Origin of the sequence: Gelidibacter gilvus, assembly GCF_004115975.1 — a bacterium.
GTDB lineage: Bacteria > Bacteroidota > Bacteroidia > Flavobacteriales > Flavobacteriaceae > Gelidibacter > Gelidibacter gilvus.
In genome coordinates this window covers 24,260-42,302 of sequence record NZ_SDDZ01000002.1, presented here as the reverse complement: position 1 = coordinate 42,302, position 18,043 = coordinate 24,260, and the positions used below count along the sequence as shown (strand labels likewise).

Sequence of the window (18,043 nt, the reverse complement as noted above, 5' to 3'; positions counted from 1 at the left end):
ATATAAAGTTAGTGTGAGATGGCGATTATTTAGGACGTAAATTATTTTCAAGCTTACCAAAGTATTGTTCAATCTTTCTATTGTAAGTATTTATATTGTTATAGACTTTATTCAATTTGGAGATTTGATCACATAGAGTGTTGAAAGCATTCGTTATTTTGATATATTCATCCTTAAACATATTGTAACCAGGATGATTTTTATTGAATTGTTGATTTAATTTTTCTACGTCAATTTTTTCAAAAACAAGTTGACCCCTAGATATCATTTCCTTTTGTAGAATATTTCTTTCTTTTTGATAAATTTGACTATCTGCCAAAGCCTTTTGATATGTTGGTTGCAAGGCGCTTTTATCATCTTGGAGATTGGAGATTTTCGCTTTAAGCACGTTTGACTCCTCAAACAAAATTGGCTGAATTTTTTTATTACAAGCTTCAATTCTATTAATGAAAGATTTCATGGAAGCTACATATTCAAATTCAATTATTTTTGAAATAAAATCTAATGCCCCACTAATTTTCTCTCCTCTAAACTCAACTAATCCGTGTCCTTTTTTGTCAACTTTATAAGAATCCTCTTTTCTGCTTTTAAATAAGAAATTATCTTTATTGAAAACCTCTTCTATACCGCTTACCATTTTCTCACATTCTTCTATAACATATTTTTCAACAAACTTGACTTCATTGGTCATTGATAAGTTACAAGCATCTTTTGCAAATTGCATTGCTTCGTACCAATATTTGTTTTCTAATAAATGAGTACGTGTATAGCGGATTATTTCTGAGTATTTCGCAAATTCATAATCAACCCACTCTGAGAACGGTGTAATTTCAATGTTTTTATATTTGAGTTTCGTGTAGAAGTAACTGGAGTGTCCGTATCCAAAATTTGTCTTTATTTCGACCGAAAAATTAGTTGTGAGTTGATATACTGGATTTGCCCAACCGTCTATCCGATGGGAGAAAGTCAAAATACTTTTGTTTTCATGGCAAAGTCTGTATGTTTTATTTATTGAAAATGCTTTGCCCCATGAAAGATATCTCTGTAATAGTTCATTCTTATATGCAGTAATTGCCTTATATATATCATATGTTTCAGGATTTCTTTGATGATTAAATAACATTAGTTCCTGCCTAGTTAATATATCTTGGACTGTCTCCTGATTATTGCCACTGAACGCTTGATAATTACCATTCAATTTAGAGCAATAACGGAAATGAGTTGTAAGCTGATTTAATTCTTGTGTTGTCTTTATTTAATCAATAATCTGCTCTAAAGTGCTTTCTGAATCATTACATAAAGACAAAAAACCATTTATAGCTCCTGATAAAGGATTTATAATAGACATATAATCGACTTCTATATAATTAGTCTGTTGATTCTTCCTAAGAACACATAAGACTTCTTCGTTAATTTTATCCTTCAAGATTATGAATGTTTTATTTTACTAAATATTTTTCTTGGAATATCTCTAATCATGAATATAAAAACATTCATTTCACAAAAGTTTTTTATTATCAACTTTTCTAAATGTTGTTTTAAATCATAAATAAAAATAATGAGGGATATGTTTTATGGATCAATAACGAATGGCATAATAATATTAAGAACTGAAAAATCCAAAATTCAGATGAAACATCTAATGAGCTAACTTTATCCACAATGTGTAATATAAAAACCTGGCTTATTCAAATCAATTAATTCTAATATGGAATTTGTGAATCGCCTTGTAAGCATGACTCAACTTCTCTTTCATAAATATCCATCATATACTTTTTGTAATTGTCTCTTTTTTCTTGATGATATTTCTTATTGGATGCAACAACCAATTGAAAGTCCTCAGCATTTATAAAATTTTCTGTAAAGGCGACCTCTATATCCTTATGGTCATCCAATGCCTCCCAAACAGCATCTGTTATAAAAAAGTTGGCTCTATTACCATAACACCAATGTAGATAAGAATTATTTTGAATAAGCACCTCGGCAACACTTTTACCTTTATGTTGTCCATTTTTAAAAACTGTATCTAAATCATATAAATCCATATCCTATTGCCAATTTAATTTAATAATTTTATTTTCAGTGGAGAGTATTGAATTCTCGAAACTCTTATATGCTACACCTTCATTTTCCAGCAATACTTTAATTATCACTGTTTGGCAGATGTAAGACCTGCTCATTTTCTTTCCTATGAAGGTTTTTAGGCTATTCATTACTTACCATTGTCACCTATTAATTCAGATAAGTTTCTTCCAAACATAAATAGAAACAATTCAATTTGTTCTGGCTCTGATTCTATTTGTTTGGCCAATTGATTGATCGTTTCTAAATATTCTGGATACCGTTTTATTCCGTTACTAATACTTATACCTTTTAGATGTTCTAACTCTATAAAACAATCCTTATTAATAGCTTCAATTATTCGATTATCTAGAATTAGGGCTTTATTACCGTTAATTGTGGTGTTTAAAAAATTGGTGAATTTTGTCATTGTAGATAGCCCTAGCCCCCGTATTTGTTTTATGTCTGACTCCATTTTTTCAATAAAAACCTCATTATCACGGTAATCTTCTAATATTTCGATAAGGAATACAAAATTTCTTTTTTTTAGTATGTTATTTAGATTGTTGCCTCTTCCTCTTGTGGGATAACCCCACATTAAAGTTTTGAGAATAAAAGTGTCCAGATCAAAATTAGAGTTGTGTAAATGATGCCTATTTAATGAAATAACATCTTTGTCCGCAAAAATAGAATCTATCACTTGTTGTTGCGATGGCACTATCCAATTCTTCCTTTTAACATCAAAAGAATGTTGATCGTAAGGTAGGTTTCGTATTAGTTCTTTAAACTCTGTAATTCTCATCATAATTAAGGCTTGTTTGTTTCTTAAATCTATTCTGTTTAGGCAACTATTTCGTTTAACTCACAATTAATTCTGGTAAAGAATTTTAGGTTTTCATTTTTTCAATGATCCTGTCAACAAATAATTTTGACAAAGCTGCTGGATATTAATGACGCATTAATTTTTTCCTTACTGTAATTCTTGGTTTGCCAATTACATCGATTAATTTTATTAAAGTCAATCATTTAGCAGAGTAATTCTTTTTGATGATGAAATCTGAGCGAGAACATAAAGCGCTCCATCAAAGTTTTACAATGCTGAACCACTTTATAGTATCAGCACTATTTAGATAGTAATCTTAGATAATGTTTGTATTAATAATTTCCACACTCTTTTAAAATTCATCTTTCAATATAAAATTAAGCTATGCAGTGCATCACAAATAAAAACTTATACACGTATAACACTCGCCATATGCTTCATGTCATAAAAAGAGGCTTACACTAGCCCCTTTTCTGAATTTATATATAATCAATTTGTTATACAACTCAATTCAAAAGGTTATTATTATTCGTTAATAAAAGCCATTAAATGTGTCTGAAATTCATCTACAGAATTAACTTTTGCTTCGATTTTAATGTTTTTAAATCCTGATTCCTCTAACCAGTCCTGCCAAAATATTTTCATAATATCAAAATCGGTAGGGATCAACCTTTGACTTCCAGATCTTGTATCCAAAGATCTGTCGTATAATTCACAAACAAATATTTCTACATTTTTTAAATTAGGATTCTCCACGGGAATTATACCGTATTCCTTTTCCTTAAAAAATGTTTTCAAATCCCTACCCTTACCGTTTCTATTAAAATCGTCACGGAATTTTGAAATTAATTTACCGTCTAAAAAATAGCATTTATTATCAATACAATTCCTCTCACCATATAGGCCTGCTTCTAAATAACCATCGGTAAAAAGAATAAGAATGTTTCTATATTTCGTATCTATGGAATAATTTTGTACTTCAACATCTAGGATGTCTTTTTTTATTATTGTATTCAGTTTTTTGAAATAGCTAAAAATATCAGCACCTGCAGGTTTTTTGGATGCCTTATCGTAAATTGTATTAATATCATTTATAAAATTTTTACTCTCCTTTTCAAACTGAGTTTGTGTGCCGTCAAAAGTTTTCAAGTATGCAGAATTCTGCTCTTCCTTCTTATATATGTCAAATGAGTATACTCCTTTATAATCATAATCATTAATAATATTAGAATTTGTAAAATCTAAATTTATAGCATCTTTTTGTTTACTAATTCTATGTTTATATTCATATAATGTTGGATAATAATTACTAAAAACACTGCTTATTAAATCAATATCTTTAACAGGTTTAGGATATAAATTGTCTTGTACTCTGTTCGATAAATCTGGAGTAATAATAATATTTAGATTTACTGAAGTTCTTTTATTAACGTTGGATGCTGTGTCTACACTCTTATTTGTGTCATGCTCAAGACAAGACATTAACATGAATAATGAACAAACGGAAAATATAGTTTTTATTAATTTCATTACTACTTATTTTGTGACTGTTGATTTTTCCTCTAACCATCTATCAATTATTTTTTCTGCACTTTCTGACATTAAAGTCGCTTTTTCAATTGAATACTCATCGTGCAACCATTCGATCCATCCTTCAATAAAAGCGCTAATTCTATGATTTAAGGTAGAAAACGAAATTGAAATATTATCGTTATCAATATCGTTCAAAAACAAGCTTGCTTTATTTTTAATATACTCGATTCTTTTATCTATTAAATTTCCATTGGCTGCTTTCTGATTATTAACTTCTAAGGGCAGGAACGTCATCTTATTGTCTATTTGAACAATCTCATTTTTAATACGGACAACTTCCCTTTCTTTTTCTTTAATCTTAACCTCGAATTCATCTATTTCAGTAATATATTCCTTGGTCTTCTTGTCTAAGGCTTTTTTCTTAAATTTCAGTTTCTTTTTTTCAATCTCAGGCGATCTTTCTTTAAAGAATATGGATAATTTATCTATTAAAATAGCAAGAAATATAAATGGTATCGCACCAAGACAAAAGACTAACCAGAAATTTAAGTCCGTAATTAACTCATTAAAGGTAAGTACATAGTCAGGAGCTAATTGTTTTGCCTCTTTTTTTATTTCGACTATAGTATTTGTCACTTTAGCAGCAATAAAAACATCAATAAAAAAGACAACAACATAACATAGGCCCATTTTTGTGTAATCCCAAAAATTACGTTTTTCTTTTAGATCGTCTTTTAAATGAGAAATGTACGCGATAACCAATGGTACAAAGAAAAATAAAACAATAAAATAACCAGCAATGCCTTCTTTGCCAAATGATTTTGATAATGCCCTTGACTCAAATACTTGTGGATTTATGTCTTCTAAAGGCACTCCTGCTTTTATCAACTCCATGGAATCCTGAAGGGAGTAAATCATTATATATAAGGAAGAAGAATAAAATAACATTAAAAATGTACCTAAACCCAAAATGAATATTAAATAAGGTAAAAAAGCAAGCCAGTTAAAGGCTGGTTTCATAAATTCTAACTCTAACCCGATTATTTGATCTTTAACTTTATTTATTTTATCCTTTAAAGTTTCAATTGATTTAGTGTGAGCTTCAATATCCTTATTTGTCAAATCTAGCTCCTGCGCTAGTTTAGTTTTTTCAAAACTATATTCCTTTTGTTTAGTCAAATCGTATACTTCATCTGAAGCCGATTTTTTAGCCCGCTCAATCTCTTCCAACTGAATTAATTCTTCAGTTTTTTGATTGATTTTTTGAATTAACTTTTCTTTTAATTCAACGTTTTCAGCGTTATCAGAAATATATAGATGATATAAGGAATTCATCGACTTTGTTAGAACATTATGATCACCGCTGACTTCCTTCGAAAGAGCATACCCCTTACTCTTTACGGAATCAAAGTCCGTTTTCTTCGCTTCAGCCGAAATTATGGATTTATAGATGTCATCTATAGAAATTACCGCATTGTCAACTTCTTGTGTATTATTCTCTATTTGAGGAATTACAATTTCCTTATCCAAATTTCTTTTCCCAAATAATTTGTTAATAAAAGAATTGGTTTTTACTTTAGGAACGCTCTGCTCTTCTTCTTCTTTAACCATGGTCAATATTTTAAAATCATTTATTAAATCTCGTATTGTATCGCTGTGATCAGTTTTTATGACCGATTCGGAATTATTCCTTCTTGCATTAACACTCCAATTATATGAACCATGATAAGCGACGTTGTTATCTATGACACAGTACTTTTGATGCATCATACCATATCCTTTACCTTTAATTTTGGTTAAAGTTCCGCCAGACCCAATTAAATTATTAAAATTTAGTTTTTCATTTTCTTTGTTATCTCCTATAACAACAGAAACCGGAATGCCCTCTTTTTGCTTTATTTCCAAAATACTTAATAATTCCTGATCTGTAAACCATGCAGTTACAACAAGGATATTGTTTTTGGCCATAGAAAGACTCTGTGAGAGATCTTTGAAAATTTCTTCTCCTTTAATAACAGATTGTTTCATATGTACTTTAATGATTTATCTTTATGTAAGCTGCCTGATTTGGTAGTTTTTGGTTTGCCTGGAAGATCATATTGCACAAACCGCATTTGATAGACTTAAAACCTATATTTTTTACGATATAATAAGTATTGCCGATTCCATACAAATATTCTTGAAATTTGTAATAATTACATTGTTTGCTATGAAAATTTAAAATTAATTTTGGAGATGTAATTTCTCTTACCTCAATCCTATGGTTATCTTTATTGCTGTTGCGGCTTGGACACAGTAATTTTGACACTTTGAACAAGAAGAGTTCAAAAACAGCATTTATTTTTGACATGTTTAGGTTAGTTAGCGGTTATGCTATAATCACCTGTCTTCCAATAATGAGAAGAACGTTTATTTTAGCATCAATTGATAAAAATAGTAATTTATATTGATTAGTTGATATTGAATTTAACATTTGAATTTAAAAACATTCAATTTATTCTTATTTATAGAAAAGTCCGATAATGCCTTAGCTTGCTCGTAAACCTACTTATCATTTATTACATTCTGAAAAGTTTCTATAAACCACTTTAAAGATTTATTCTTTTTCCCAAGCTCCCTGGTTAAAAAAGTCTCGTGCCCTCTGATAGTATTGTTCTTTGCGGTGAGCATCTTTGTAATCGCGTCCCACTCGTTGTGCTTCCAATATAAACTTAACTCTTCTGGGTAATTCGGTGGTGGATTCTCTGAATTCTTTAATAAGTTCTTCACGAATTGATTCTTGATAGCGTTTTTCTTCTCCAATAAGACTTGCCTCTTCTTCTCTAAAACGCGCTCGTTCTCTTTCTTCAAGCTCTCCAAACTCTTCTGCAAGGGTTCCCTCTTTAAGTTGTAGCTCTTTAAGACCTGCTTCTTCGTTGCTAATATCTTCTGATAAGATTCTTTCTTCGCCGTCATTGAGTGCTCGGAACCAGTTTCGATTTCTATCTCTCTCGATTGCAAAGTTTTCGTATTCTTTACTTTCAAGTTGTTTAAAGAAACCTGGAAGTTTTGCTTCGTCTGCTGATAACTTTCCTTTATACTCGATTTCTCTGTCGATATATCGTTTAAGGTCTTCTGATGTAATTTCAAAGTCATGTCGTAATTCTTCGCCTGCTCGCCTAAATCTTTCTCTAATAGATTCCTCAGTTCCGCCGTTTTCGAGTTCTCTTCTCTTAATGTCATTAAGTTCTTCTTGGTCACCTCTAATTTCTTCCTGTTCTCCTCTAATTTCGTCATCCTTTGTTCGATATCGTTCTTCCAAACCTTTAATGTGTCTTCGAAATTCCTTTTCTGACTCGTCAAGTTTTCCTCTCTGTCTATCAAGTTCGATAAACTGTTCTGCATACTGTAATTGTACTTCGTTATCAATTCCTGTCTCCAACTCTCCCAATCTCTGTTGCTCTGCTGCTGTAGCTTTCTCAACTCTTGATATTTCAGATTCAAAGAGTTGTTCAGTTCTATTGTATGATTGCGATTCCAAAGCTCTTTTAACTGATCGTATAAGATATTTAAGTTGGCTTGCTCTGCACTTGTAAGATTCTTCGAAAATGTTTCTTTGGTCGTCATCAATTGACCATATTCCATTATTAGTTGCTTCGGAAACGAATATGTATTCGGTGTTGGCTTCGATTTCATTATATACCCATTTTACTTTTGTTTGTGATTTTAGCGCAGCTTCGATTTCATTTTCGGGCCTTTTAGGAATAATGATTTGAACAGTGTTCAAGCCCAACCTTTTAAGTTTTAGTCTTTTCTCATCGTCTATTTTATGAGTGACTACAAATTCAATGAGTAAAATAGGCTCTTCCTTTTCGTTGAAAAACGTAATGTCCGGTCTTATCAATAAAAATCTTTGATCAACTTCTGGGTTTTGACCAAACTGAACTAGGCAATTATCATCTTCATAAAAGGTTATTTCAGACTTTACCTTGTGAGCGACAATCGTCTCAGATTTCTGTAACAACATAGGCTTGCCCCCCTGACCCATGGAAGGAAACTTATAAACATCTGGTACTTTTAACTGCTTTAATCTTTGAAGAATATCCCGAGCGATAAGCTCTCTATAATTTCTGCTGGCTACAACACATTCAGTATTGTCTTTATCAACGTTTTTGGCATGATGGCGGAAGTAATGAATTCTTTTTAAGCCTTTGGCCGCCTGCATTTCTTTTTTACATCCCAAACAATAGTAGCCATTCAGACCGCTCTTAGCCTCAGAAATATGAATATGATAGGTAAAATTCTCATTGTATGCCCAATCATTTTGAAAGTCGCTATTTTGTGATTTCTGCTCCATCAGATGTGCATTAAAATTATTATAACATTTATATTTTTAAGTATTGCTATTATTCCTTTTATGCTACATTTTCACAAATATCATGTAAAATAATGGTGATATTAATTGCAGGATTAATGTTTCCATTTTAGCGTCCCAAAAGTTTTGATAAGCAGTCATACGTACAGTATTTAAGATTAATACTGCAATACTACGACGGGACTGCGCGGAGTAATTGCACAGTTTAGAATACTCAGGAAGTTATTGTTTAATTCGCCTTATTAAAATCTCCCACAATTTTGAAAATCATATCGGCTTGTTGTGTTGTAAACACACCATCAATGCCCATGGAGTGGTAATTCTTAAATGGGGAATCATATAGTTTACTAGGCTCTATCTTTCCGTTGGTAGTCAGGAATTTTTTAATGGTGTCTAAAAACTCAATTTGAATGGCATTTAATTGATATTCGTTGATAAAATTAGCAAATGCTTGGTCTACTTTTTCTGGACTTAAACCCATTAAGGAAATTATGAATGTTACAAGACTAAACTGTGACCCCAATTCCCTTTCGATTGCTTCTTTATCAATTCCGCCTGAAAACAACATGTCTTCTAAAGCTTTGAGTTCGCTTTCGGTAATGGGTTCTCCTTTGCGAATTCTTGTAATCGTGATGTGATTTTCGTTTTCTCGTATCAATTGCTCTAAACGATGCACATTATTTTGGAATGGCGATACTGGATATACTGCTCCGGTGTCATCTATGGGATGACTTGTTTTTATGCCTTCTTCTAATATATAATCTGCAAAATCTGTAGTTACGTAACGCTGATCTACGGGATCTATATACTTTACCAATTCGCGCACTCCTTTTCTTAATTTCTCAAGATGCACGATGCCATCCACTTTCCAAAAGTCTTCTTCCAGTGGCATTTTGATGATATCTTCCTTCGCTTTCACGGCAGGAATGGTCGTTTTCTTTAATAATTTTTTGGATGTCGACGCAATCTTGGAAATAGGAATTATAAAACTATTGACATACTCCTCGCTATTGGGAGTTTCTAGTCGTTTTGTGATCAATGTATATAATAACTTGTCATAGTATCGTGCCAAATCTGTATCGCACTGTTGTGGCTTTACTAGGGTTGCCAATTCATCTTCAATGCGCTTGATATCACGTTTAGAGAGGTGATTCCAGATTTCTCGGTTATCATTCCCAAACTCATGTACGATTTCCAATTTCATTTTGACATCGAACCTTTCAAGATCCAGTGTGGCAATCTCGCGATGTAAACCATCTAATAATTCTTTTCTATAATCTTGTAATGCCGTATCGTTTTTGAATTGATCACTCTTTAAATATTCTGCAAGTTGCAAACGTAGGCTGAATAAAATTTCGGTTAAGCTCTTTTGAGAACTTGCATCAATACCTTTTGGATTTTCTTCAAAAAACTCAAAATTTCCGCAGAGATCAAAAATTAAGAAGTGTGACTTATCCTCGCCTACACCAAATAGATCGGGACGTAAACGTGAACCTCTACCAATCATCTGCCAGAACTTAGCATAGGACTTTACAGGCTTATAGAATACCAGATTCACGCAACTTGGCGCATCAATACCGGTATCCATCATATCTACCGAAATGGCAATTTGCGGTAAAAGTTCTTTTTCTTCATCGCAAAAACGATTGATAAATTCTTTGGCCTTTGGCGCCTTATGTGTTATGACTTTGACATAATCATTGCCAAATAACTCTTTGTCGAGTTCCATAAAGGTTTCCTTCAGAAACTGGGCATGTTTTTCATTCTTTGCGAAAATGATGGTTTTTCCCAACTCTTCTCCGCCACGTTTTTTAATACCGTGTTTTAAAACATAACGTAATGTTTCAATAGCCGTAGGTTTATTGAATAACCAGGTATTTAATTCTGATGATGCTATCCATTCATTACCGGTAGCTTCCTCTCCATCCAATATTTCTTGTTCAAACTCTTCCTTTTCCTCTTCTGAAAGCTCGCTATACCTAATGCCTTCGCTTAGAAACTTGGTAGGCACCTCTCGGGTTCCGTATGGGGATAAATGTCTATTGGCTACTGCTTCGTCAAAAGTATATGCATCTGTAGGCGACTGATCTGGCAAGCCAAACATGTGATAGGTGTTCTTGTCAATTCTGTCTATAGGTGTTGCGGTCAACCCTAAGAACAAAGCATCAAAGTATTCAAAAATGGCTTGGTATTTTTTATAAATGGAACGGTGTGCCTCATCAATTATGATTAAATCGAAATGACCAACGCCATAAAAACGCGCATTTTCATCCCGGCTCCCATCGATTAATCCCATCATGGTTTTGTAGGTCGAAAACGCAAAACGTGCATCCGGATTATCTTTTTCTTCTAATAAATTCACACTGGTGTGTTCAGGGAGAAACTTTACAAAGTTACGCATGGCCTGATCTACGAGACTTATTCTATCGGCCAAAAACAAGACACGTTTTGCCCAATTACATTCTAACATGACTTTTGAGAATGCAATAGAAACTCTGGTTTTACCTGTTCCTGTAGCTAGTACTAATAAGGCACCTCTGTTAGTGCCAATCAGTTTGCCTGTGGTTTTATCGGTACCGGCGAAATGCTCTGCGATACTTTTAATGGATCGCATTTGGTAGGATCGCCCAGCAATATCCGTATCGATTGGTGCCAAGCGAATATCTTTACGATGGTTGCGTCGGAACATGGCTGTTTGCAATTCGGCTTTGGTATAAAAACCATGCACTGGCCGTGATTGTTTGTAAAACTTATCGTCCCACAAGTAAGTTTCATAACCGTTACTATAATACATGATAGGGCGACGTCCGTACATTTTCTCTAGACTGTCTGCATAAAGTTGTGCTTGGTTTTCGCCTTTGGTCACACTTTCTAAAGTCCGTTTGGCTTCTATGAGTGCTAATGGCAAGCCATCATCATCCCAAAGTACATAATCTACATATCCAGTCTCAGAGACGTTTGTAGATTTTGGCATGTACTGCACTTTGTATTCTTTATCGTTAATGCCATTTAAATCCCAACCTGCTTCTCGCAAGGCAAGGTCTATGATATATTTACGTGTTTCAGCTTCGTTACGCGGATGATGCACCTCATCGGCCGTATTGGCTTCTACTTTATTGGCTTGTAATTGTGCTTGTAAATCGTCTATCTGCTTTTTGAAGAGTTCGTTTTCATAAGCAAGTAATTGTCGCTCTTCTTCTTTAGCTAGTAATTGTGCTTGATAGGTATTAAGCTCCTTATCCAGTTGCTCTTGTAATTGTTGAATTTGTCTTTTAGAAAGTGCAGTTGCACCTTCTCTAGGAATTATTTCGAAATCAAAAATACCAGCATCTTCATAATCGTCTTGCGCATAAGATCTACCGAACCATTTGGCATAATAAAATAAAGCTTCAATAGCATTGTGGGCATCTACATCATTTACAGGTTTGTTGTGTGATGCCAGATTTCCAACTTTACGAATGATATGAAGGTCATTATACAGTTTATGGTTAAACTGCTCTTTAAACTGTGTTTCCACCATGAGACTGTTTAGGCTCGTATCATAAGGTGTTTCTAGTTCGGCATCATTGGCATACATCCAGTTGATGGCTTCTTCCAATGCCATACGACTATAAACTAATGACGTCCGCGGATCTGTAATGACCGTTTGTTCTGCCTTAACCGCGCGATCAAAAAAGGCAGAAAACTCGTTTTTAAGAAACTGGAAGTTTGAATTCATAGTTCTAAAATACTATATATATTTAAGAGTCAATTTTTTCAAATAAACCTTAACATCAAATGGCTGTAGAACAACCTCTTCTGGAACTGAAAGATAGCTATTATAACCATATGAAACAGGATGATATGGATGCCCTTTTGCTGTGAGATTTATACACCAATAATTTAATTCATATTTTTTTAAGCGATCCAAAATATTAATAGCGCTGGATCGCAAATAATGGAATCCTACCACAGGAATTGTTATATTATCTCCCCAAGCAACCATAACCTCCTTTATTTCAAATTGATTTCCCATCATTATAGCACCAATTAGACATAAATTATCATCTAAGAGTTTTTCACTAAAATATGAACTCAAAAACTCCTCATCATTGGTACGCTCTGGCGTTAGGTTAATAAGGACCCAACCATCATACCCATTAGCTATGGCTATTTTTTCAACAGTCAGTGATGTTTCATCGTGCTCATATTCATTAGCCGTATTGGGATTCAAACAAATAACCAATAAATTCTTCTTGCCTTTTTTAGCCAAAACAAATCGATTTCTTTGATCATTTTCTGCATCACATAAAAATTTAGCTTCCATCTATTAATCTATATTAGTCCATTCTTCATCCAAATTATCAAAACCATCTCTTGTACTCTCCAACCATTGATCCATTAATTCCTGATTTCTTGGTATGCCCGCTAATCCTTGACCTGATGGTGTAAATAAATATTTTATAGTAACCCCTCTTTGGTTAAGCGCGTTTTGAACTTGTATTAATTCCGCTGTAAAAGGGTTTACCGTTTTTCTGGTAAAATAAACTTGTTTGATTGTTGGATTAGCTTCTATATACTTAATTAGATATTTTGTACTCCACATGACTTCGTTAAATTGATTTAATTGTATCAAATGGTTATCATTAATTAAATTGTAGGTCTCATTATCATACGTGATAATATTTCCATCAATATTATCAAGTTCAGTTTCAGGAAAAACCTTCATAATTAAATCTGCAAACGTAATTTTATGCGTTTTCATAAACTTAAAAATATCCAGTAAAGTTGGATTAAAATGAGGGGGACAATACTTGCGCTGACTCTGAATAATGACTTCTCTGTTATGTTCAAAAATATTGAATAATATTGGCCAAAACCAATTGCGTCCATAAAAAAAATCTGCTGGATTTGCATCGCCATTGGTAAGTGGATTAAAAGTACCTATAAACAAAATTTCAGGTTGATAAGGAGTTGAAGTTAAAATGGCATTGTTGGTATTAAAACCATTTCCAAAATCTGTATTTAAAAACTTATGCGGTATTCCCATGATTTAAGTTGTTTTTTTGTTAGATGGCTTTTAATAATACGGTATTATATATTAACTTATATTTCCTTGCTTTTTTAATTTATATATGTAATATTCATTTACAATATATTTTGCATTATCTAGCAAAAATGTAAATCTTCTGAATCCGTCTTCTCTCTATAATTCATTCCTATAAAAATAAGTTTTTATACTGCCTTTCAATATTTTCAATAAAATCTGAAAGTGGTTGTAAATTCCCAATTTCAGTATCTATTGTTTGCAAATAGGCCACTGGAACTATAGTTTCTATTTCATAACCTATAGACAACGTTAAATAATTACGACCCGTTTCTAGGAAATGTTTTCGCCAACCAGATTTCTCACGCCAGTTGTAATCTTCAATAAGGTAATCGTCAAGGAAGGTCTCTAAATCATTCCATCGTTCTTTATCATATTTTCCCGTATAACCCCAATGTACATGTCCTGATATCAAATTCTTACCTAGTTTAAGATGTGTGTCATTAATGATAATATTCGTGACGTAGCGGTTAAAATGACAAAACTTAAGTTCATAACCCCATTTTACGTTAAACTCTTTACCATTAACTATAATACTATTAGGAGGCACCCAGTCTTTATTTTTCTTAAGTTGTTCTAAAACATATGACCCTTGACCCTTTGTGTTCCCTGGCCAGATACCGAAGGCAAGATTTACGGTATTATCTTCCGTTACTCGTAAATTAATAAGCATTTCCTTTGCCCATTTATAATGTAATTCTAAACCTATTCTATCAGTATAGTCTAGGACGTTGCCATCTTGTTCTTTAATGTTTTTTAAGGCGGAAACAACTCTTTGTCTTATTTGATATGCTTTATCTACACTATTTCCCGTGGAAGCTAATGGTGGCACAGGTATCCAATTAGGATTGTAACTCTGGATTAAATCAATAAAGTCCTTAAGCTGGATATCAGAAGACTGAATAAGTGTTTGAAAACCAACAACACGGTTTATCAATTGCATTAACTTTGGCCAGTTAAAATCTAAAGGAAAAACCGTGTGCACATTTACATCTTCAGTGAATGCCGCAACTTGTTGATATAATTGATGGCGGCAATCCGTTTTATCTCGTTTTACTTCAATGATAACTGCAATATCATTAATAGCGATAAAAATATCTGTACGATGTCTTTTTTCTTGTTTTGGTTTTATTTGAACAAAGTCTTGCATATCTAACGGAACACCACTCATGGTCAATGCAAACACTTTCGAAAATGACTCGTTAATTGCCGTTGTTTCCACTTGGATATCTATACTATAAGCATCTTTATCAGTTATATCTGAAAGTAGGTTTTGAAAAAGCTCATTTTGTTCAGTTTCATAAAAAACAGTTCTTAAAAATTCATGGAAAAGTAGGCTATTGTTTTGCAAGCAATGTACCAATGCACGACTAAGATTGTCCTCAATATTCTCATTAGAAAGCTTTTGACTAAATGGTCTAAATATGTTTAAATGTCTATTTCTCATACCAACTCCCCTTTAAACGCCTTCTGCAACAAACAATTAAACAAATCTTCACTTTCTTTTAGCTCTTGTTGTGCCAGTTCTTTTTGCTGTTCTATCAATGTTATTTTATCTGCGAATTGGTTTTGGATGTCGATTGGGGGAACAATTGTTTTTATCTTTTTCAATGCAACTATTTTCAACTCTGCAAAAGTGGTCCCTGAGGCTATATTATAATAATTAGTCCTAAACAACTCTCTCAGAAAGAATGTAAGATAATAACTGTTAATATTAGATTCATTTACTTTTATCCAAAGAACTCGACCATCCTTAAAATAAAAAGGATCTTCAGTTTCTATCCTTAAAATTCTTCCATCAGGACAAATAGAAGGCATTAACAGGTGTCCAATCTTGGGTACACCGGTCGCTTCTTTTAAAACATTATAATGGTCTTCAGTTATAAACAAGTCAGGATTAATTGGCTTACCTACACTTAATTCACCTATTTCTTTACCTCTATAAAATGGTATACCTTCATCTACAAGTTCATTTACGAAAACTCTTCTACTTGAACCAACTCCGCAAATATCATTAAGTAATCGTTTCTCCCACTGCTTCGGATTAATCACAGGATCCCCAAACATCTCCAAAAAGATAGACTGCGCAAGCAAGTCGTATTCTGTGAGGAGTTGTTTGGTTTTATCGCGTAAGGCTGTGGCATCGTCTAAAATTTGGGCGATGCGTTGTTGGGTTTTTAGGGGTGGAAGTGGGATTTCTAATTTATTTACATAACGTGTTAATTGTAAATTTATAATACCTGTGGTCTTATTCTGAAACATTTCAGTAACACCAAATCTATGGTTTGCATAAAGTAAATAATGCAGATATTTAGGTTCAACTCTATCTTTTTTAGGTCTTAAAACAGAAGTGAAATTATTACACAAATAAACTCCTTCTTCCTCAAAAAACACAACTCTCCCTACTGGCTGCGTAGGGCTCCCGCCTGATTTCTCAATTATTATATCCCCTCTTAATAATTGCTTTTGTTTTACTTTATTTTCTGCAATGTTTCGTTTTACAACATTAGATAGATCTAATACTCCAGAATTTGTAAAATTCGTAGTTCTTAGAACATTTACTTCATCTCCATCCGTTCCCCATTCGCCAGTAATGGGCTTCGCAATTATATCTTTTAAAAATGTCTTCATTTATAAAAGTTTAGATAATTTATCATTAATAGACATTTTTTCAGAGTTTAACTTTTCTATCTTTTTTAATATATCTAATGGCGCATCATATTCCACTTCCTCATAAACGATCTCTTTATAGCGGTTGATTGATAAATCCCAATCGTTAGCTTTGATTTCTTTAAATGGCACTAAAAATGATTGTTCCGTGCGTTTACGTTTAACTTCTGGAGATTGCTTCGTGTCACGTAATGACGCAAAACGTTTGATGACATCGGGTAAATTAAACTTGTCGTGTAAGTTTTTAAGGTCTTCGACTGCGCTCAGACTGACATCGACATCCCCAAAAGAGAAGGCTTCAAAAATATCGGCATCTACCAATAGATTTCGTTTATCGTCTAAGCTTTTACCATCTGCTAACATATCATAAAACCATACATTATCCGTACCACCATTGTCGGTTTTAGTAAATATAATAATCGCAGTACTAACTCCAGAATAGGGTTTAAATATGCCACTTGGTAAAGAGATTACAGCTTCCAGTTTGTGGTTGGCTACAATTTCTTCACGGATGTTTTTGTGGGCTTTTCCACTTCCAAATAACACGCCGTCTGGCACAACTACTGCGGCACGCCCCCCTTTTTTGAGTTGGCGTAACATTAATGCTAAAAAGAGTAATTCGGTTTTTGTGGTATCGGTCACATTACGCAGTCCTGGCGCAATGCTTTCTTTGTCGATGGTGCCTTTAAATGGTGGATTTGCCAAAATTAAGGTATAAGCATCGCTGATGCTGTTGTCTTTACTTACGGCATCCACATCTATGATTTTGGGTTCTTCCACTCCGTGTAAGAATAGGTTCATGGACGCAATGCGCAACATGGTCGCGTCAAACTCAGAACCGCTAAACATGTGTTTGTTGATATGCTCACGGTGTTTGTCGAGCTCGGTAACGTCGTAATGTTTGTCAATATATTCTTTAGCAGCCACTAAAAAACCAGCGGTTCCCGCTGCGGGATCAGAAATGGTATCTTCTAAGGTGGGTTGCATCATGTGGACCATCATCTTAATGATATGGCGTGGGGTTCTAAACTGACCAGCGGTTCCACCACCTTCTAATTTAGACAGCAGATATTCGTAGATATCGCCTTTAATGTCTTGGTTAGACATATCCAGTCGCTCCAATTTTTCCATCACTTGATCTAAGACGGCTGGTTTAGAAATGCCAAAGGTGGCGCCTTTCATATAGGTACTGAACAAGCTTTTCTCACTGCCTAATGAGCGGATAAATGGAAAAATACCATCGACCGTATTACTGAAAATACTATGACGCTCGTTAACGTCCATTTCCTTTAAATTCTTCCAACGGAAATCTTGCTGGTCGGCTCCAAAAATGGGTGTAAATTCTTTATCCAAACGTTTTGACATACGCTCGTTGCGGGTTTCGGTCTCGTCCAAATCTTTGATAAAGATGAGATAGGTCAATTGCTCAACAATGGTAATGGTATTGGATATGCCGCCCGTCCAGAAGGTATTCCAGATTTGGTCTATTTGTGATTTTAATTCTCCTGTGATCATG

12 protein-coding genes are annotated in these 18,043 nt (G+C 33.5%); all 12 read right to left on the bottom strand.

The genetic code is table 11. From position 1 onward, the window contains the following. Nucleotides 1-25 precede the first annotated feature (25 nt). Nucleotides 26-1,123 carry a hypothetical protein gene (locus tag ESZ48_RS04265; RefSeq protein WP_190246188.1) on the bottom strand — a complete coding sequence of 366 codons (1,098 nt, stop codon included), beginning with the start codon at nucleotides 1,121-1,123 and terminating at the stop codon, nucleotides 26-28. Nucleotides 1,124-1,703: 580 nt separating this feature from the next. Beyond that, on the bottom strand, nucleotides 1,704-2,045 hold the full coding sequence (locus ESZ48_RS04260; protein WP_129016094.1) for an exodeoxyribonuclease X C-terminal domain-containing protein: 342 nt from the start codon (nucleotides 2,043-2,045) through the stop codon (nucleotides 1,704-1,706). A gap of 167 nt (nucleotides 2,046-2,212) precedes the next feature. Next, a complete protein-coding gene (locus tag ESZ48_RS04255) occupies nucleotides 2,213-2,866 on the bottom strand; it encodes an 8-oxoguanine DNA glycosylase OGG fold protein (RefSeq protein WP_129016093.1) in 654 nt (217 codons plus the stop codon). Nucleotides 2,867-3,409: 543 nt separating this feature from the next. Continuing rightward, nucleotides 3,410-4,414, bottom strand: coding sequence for a hypothetical protein (locus ESZ48_RS04250; protein WP_129016092.1), 1,005 nt, complete (start codon nucleotides 4,412-4,414; stop codon nucleotides 3,410-3,412). Between the two features lie 6 nt (nucleotides 4,415-4,420). After that, the gene (locus ESZ48_RS04245) at nucleotides 4,421-6,445 is read right to left on the bottom strand and encodes a phospholipase D-like domain-containing protein (protein WP_129016091.1); all 2,025 of its coding nucleotides are present in this window, start codon (nucleotides 6,443-6,445) and stop codon (nucleotides 4,421-4,423) included. A gap of 568 nt (nucleotides 6,446-7,013) precedes the next feature. After that, complete coding sequence (locus ESZ48_RS04240) at nucleotides 7,014-8,753, bottom strand: coiled-coil domain-containing protein (RefSeq protein WP_129016090.1); 1,740 nt, start codon at nucleotides 8,751-8,753, stop codon at nucleotides 7,014-7,016. Between the two features lie 247 nt (nucleotides 8,754-9,000). Beyond that, complete coding sequence (locus tag ESZ48_RS04235) at nucleotides 9,001-12,489, bottom strand: DEAD/DEAH box helicase family protein (protein WP_129016089.1); 3,489 nt, start codon at nucleotides 12,487-12,489, stop codon at nucleotides 9,001-9,003. A 12-nt stretch (nucleotides 12,490-12,501) separates the two neighbouring features. Next, nucleotides 12,502-13,077 carry a DUF1643 domain-containing protein gene (locus tag ESZ48_RS04230; protein ID WP_129016088.1) on the bottom strand — a complete coding sequence of 192 codons (576 nt, stop codon included), beginning with the start codon at nucleotides 13,075-13,077 and terminating at the stop codon, nucleotides 12,502-12,504. Between the two features lie 3 nt (nucleotides 13,078-13,080). Then, on the bottom strand, nucleotides 13,081-13,800 hold the full coding sequence (locus ESZ48_RS04225) for a hypothetical protein (protein WP_129016087.1): 720 nt from the start codon (nucleotides 13,798-13,800) through the stop codon (nucleotides 13,081-13,083). A gap of 169 nt (nucleotides 13,801-13,969) precedes the next feature. After that, nucleotides 13,970-15,304: a hypothetical protein gene (locus ESZ48_RS04220; protein WP_129016086.1), complete on the bottom strand. Its 1,335-nt coding sequence runs from the start codon at nucleotides 15,302-15,304 to the stop codon at nucleotides 13,970-13,972. Then, nucleotides 15,301-16,488, bottom strand: coding sequence for a restriction endonuclease subunit S (locus ESZ48_RS04215; RefSeq protein WP_129016085.1), 1,188 nt, complete (start codon nucleotides 16,486-16,488; stop codon nucleotides 15,301-15,303). Before ESZ48_RS04215 ends, ESZ48_RS04220 begins: the two co-directional genes overlap by 4 nt. Further along, nucleotides 16,489-18,042, bottom strand: a complete 1,554-nt coding sequence (locus ESZ48_RS04210; RefSeq protein ID WP_129016084.1) for a type I restriction-modification system subunit M — start codon at nucleotides 18,040-18,042, stop codon at nucleotides 16,489-16,491. It abuts the gene before it with no gap. Between the last annotated feature and the right edge of the window lies 1 nt (nucleotide 18,043).

Coding starts and splice junctions, on each gene's coding strand:
- ESZ48_RS04235 (WP_129016089.1), bottom strand. CDS start 12,489: ATGAATTCAAACTTCCAGTTTCTTAAAAACGAGTTTTCTGCCTTTTTT.
- ESZ48_RS04230 (WP_129016088.1), bottom strand. CDS start 13,077: ATGGAAGCTAAATTTTTATGTGATGCAGAAAATGATCAAAGAAATCGA.
- ESZ48_RS04215 (WP_129016085.1), bottom strand. CDS start 16,488: ATGAAGACATTTTTAAAAGATATAATTGCGAAGCCCATTACTGGCGAA.
- ESZ48_RS04210 (WP_129016084.1), bottom strand. CDS start 18,042: ATGATCACAGGAGAATTAAAATCACAAATAGACCAAATCTGGAATACC.
- ESZ48_RS04250 (WP_129016092.1), bottom strand. CDS start 4,414: ATGAAATTAATAAAAACTATATTTTCCGTTTGTTCATTATTCATGTTA.
- ESZ48_RS04220 (WP_129016086.1), bottom strand. CDS start 15,304: ATGAGAAATAGACATTTAAACATATTTAGACCATTTAGTCAAAAGCTT.
- ESZ48_RS04255 (WP_129016093.1), bottom strand. CDS start 2,866: ATGATGAGAATTACAGAGTTTAAAGAACTAATACGAAACCTACCTTAC.
- ESZ48_RS04240 (WP_129016090.1), bottom strand. CDS start 8,753: ATGGAGCAGAAATCACAAAATAGCGACTTTCAAAATGATTGGGCATAC.
- ESZ48_RS04245 (WP_129016091.1), bottom strand. CDS start 6,445: ATGAAACAATCTGTTATTAAAGGAGAAGAAATTTTCAAAGATCTCTCA.
- ESZ48_RS04225 (WP_129016087.1), bottom strand. CDS start 13,800: ATGGGAATACCGCATAAGTTTTTAAATACAGATTTTGGAAATGGTTTT.
- ESZ48_RS04265 (WP_190246188.1), bottom strand. CDS start 1,123: ATGTTATTTAATCATCAAAGAAATCCTGAAACATATGATATATATAAG.
- ESZ48_RS04260 (WP_129016094.1), bottom strand. CDS start 2,045: ATGGATTTATATGATTTAGATACAGTTTTTAAAAATGGACAACATAAA.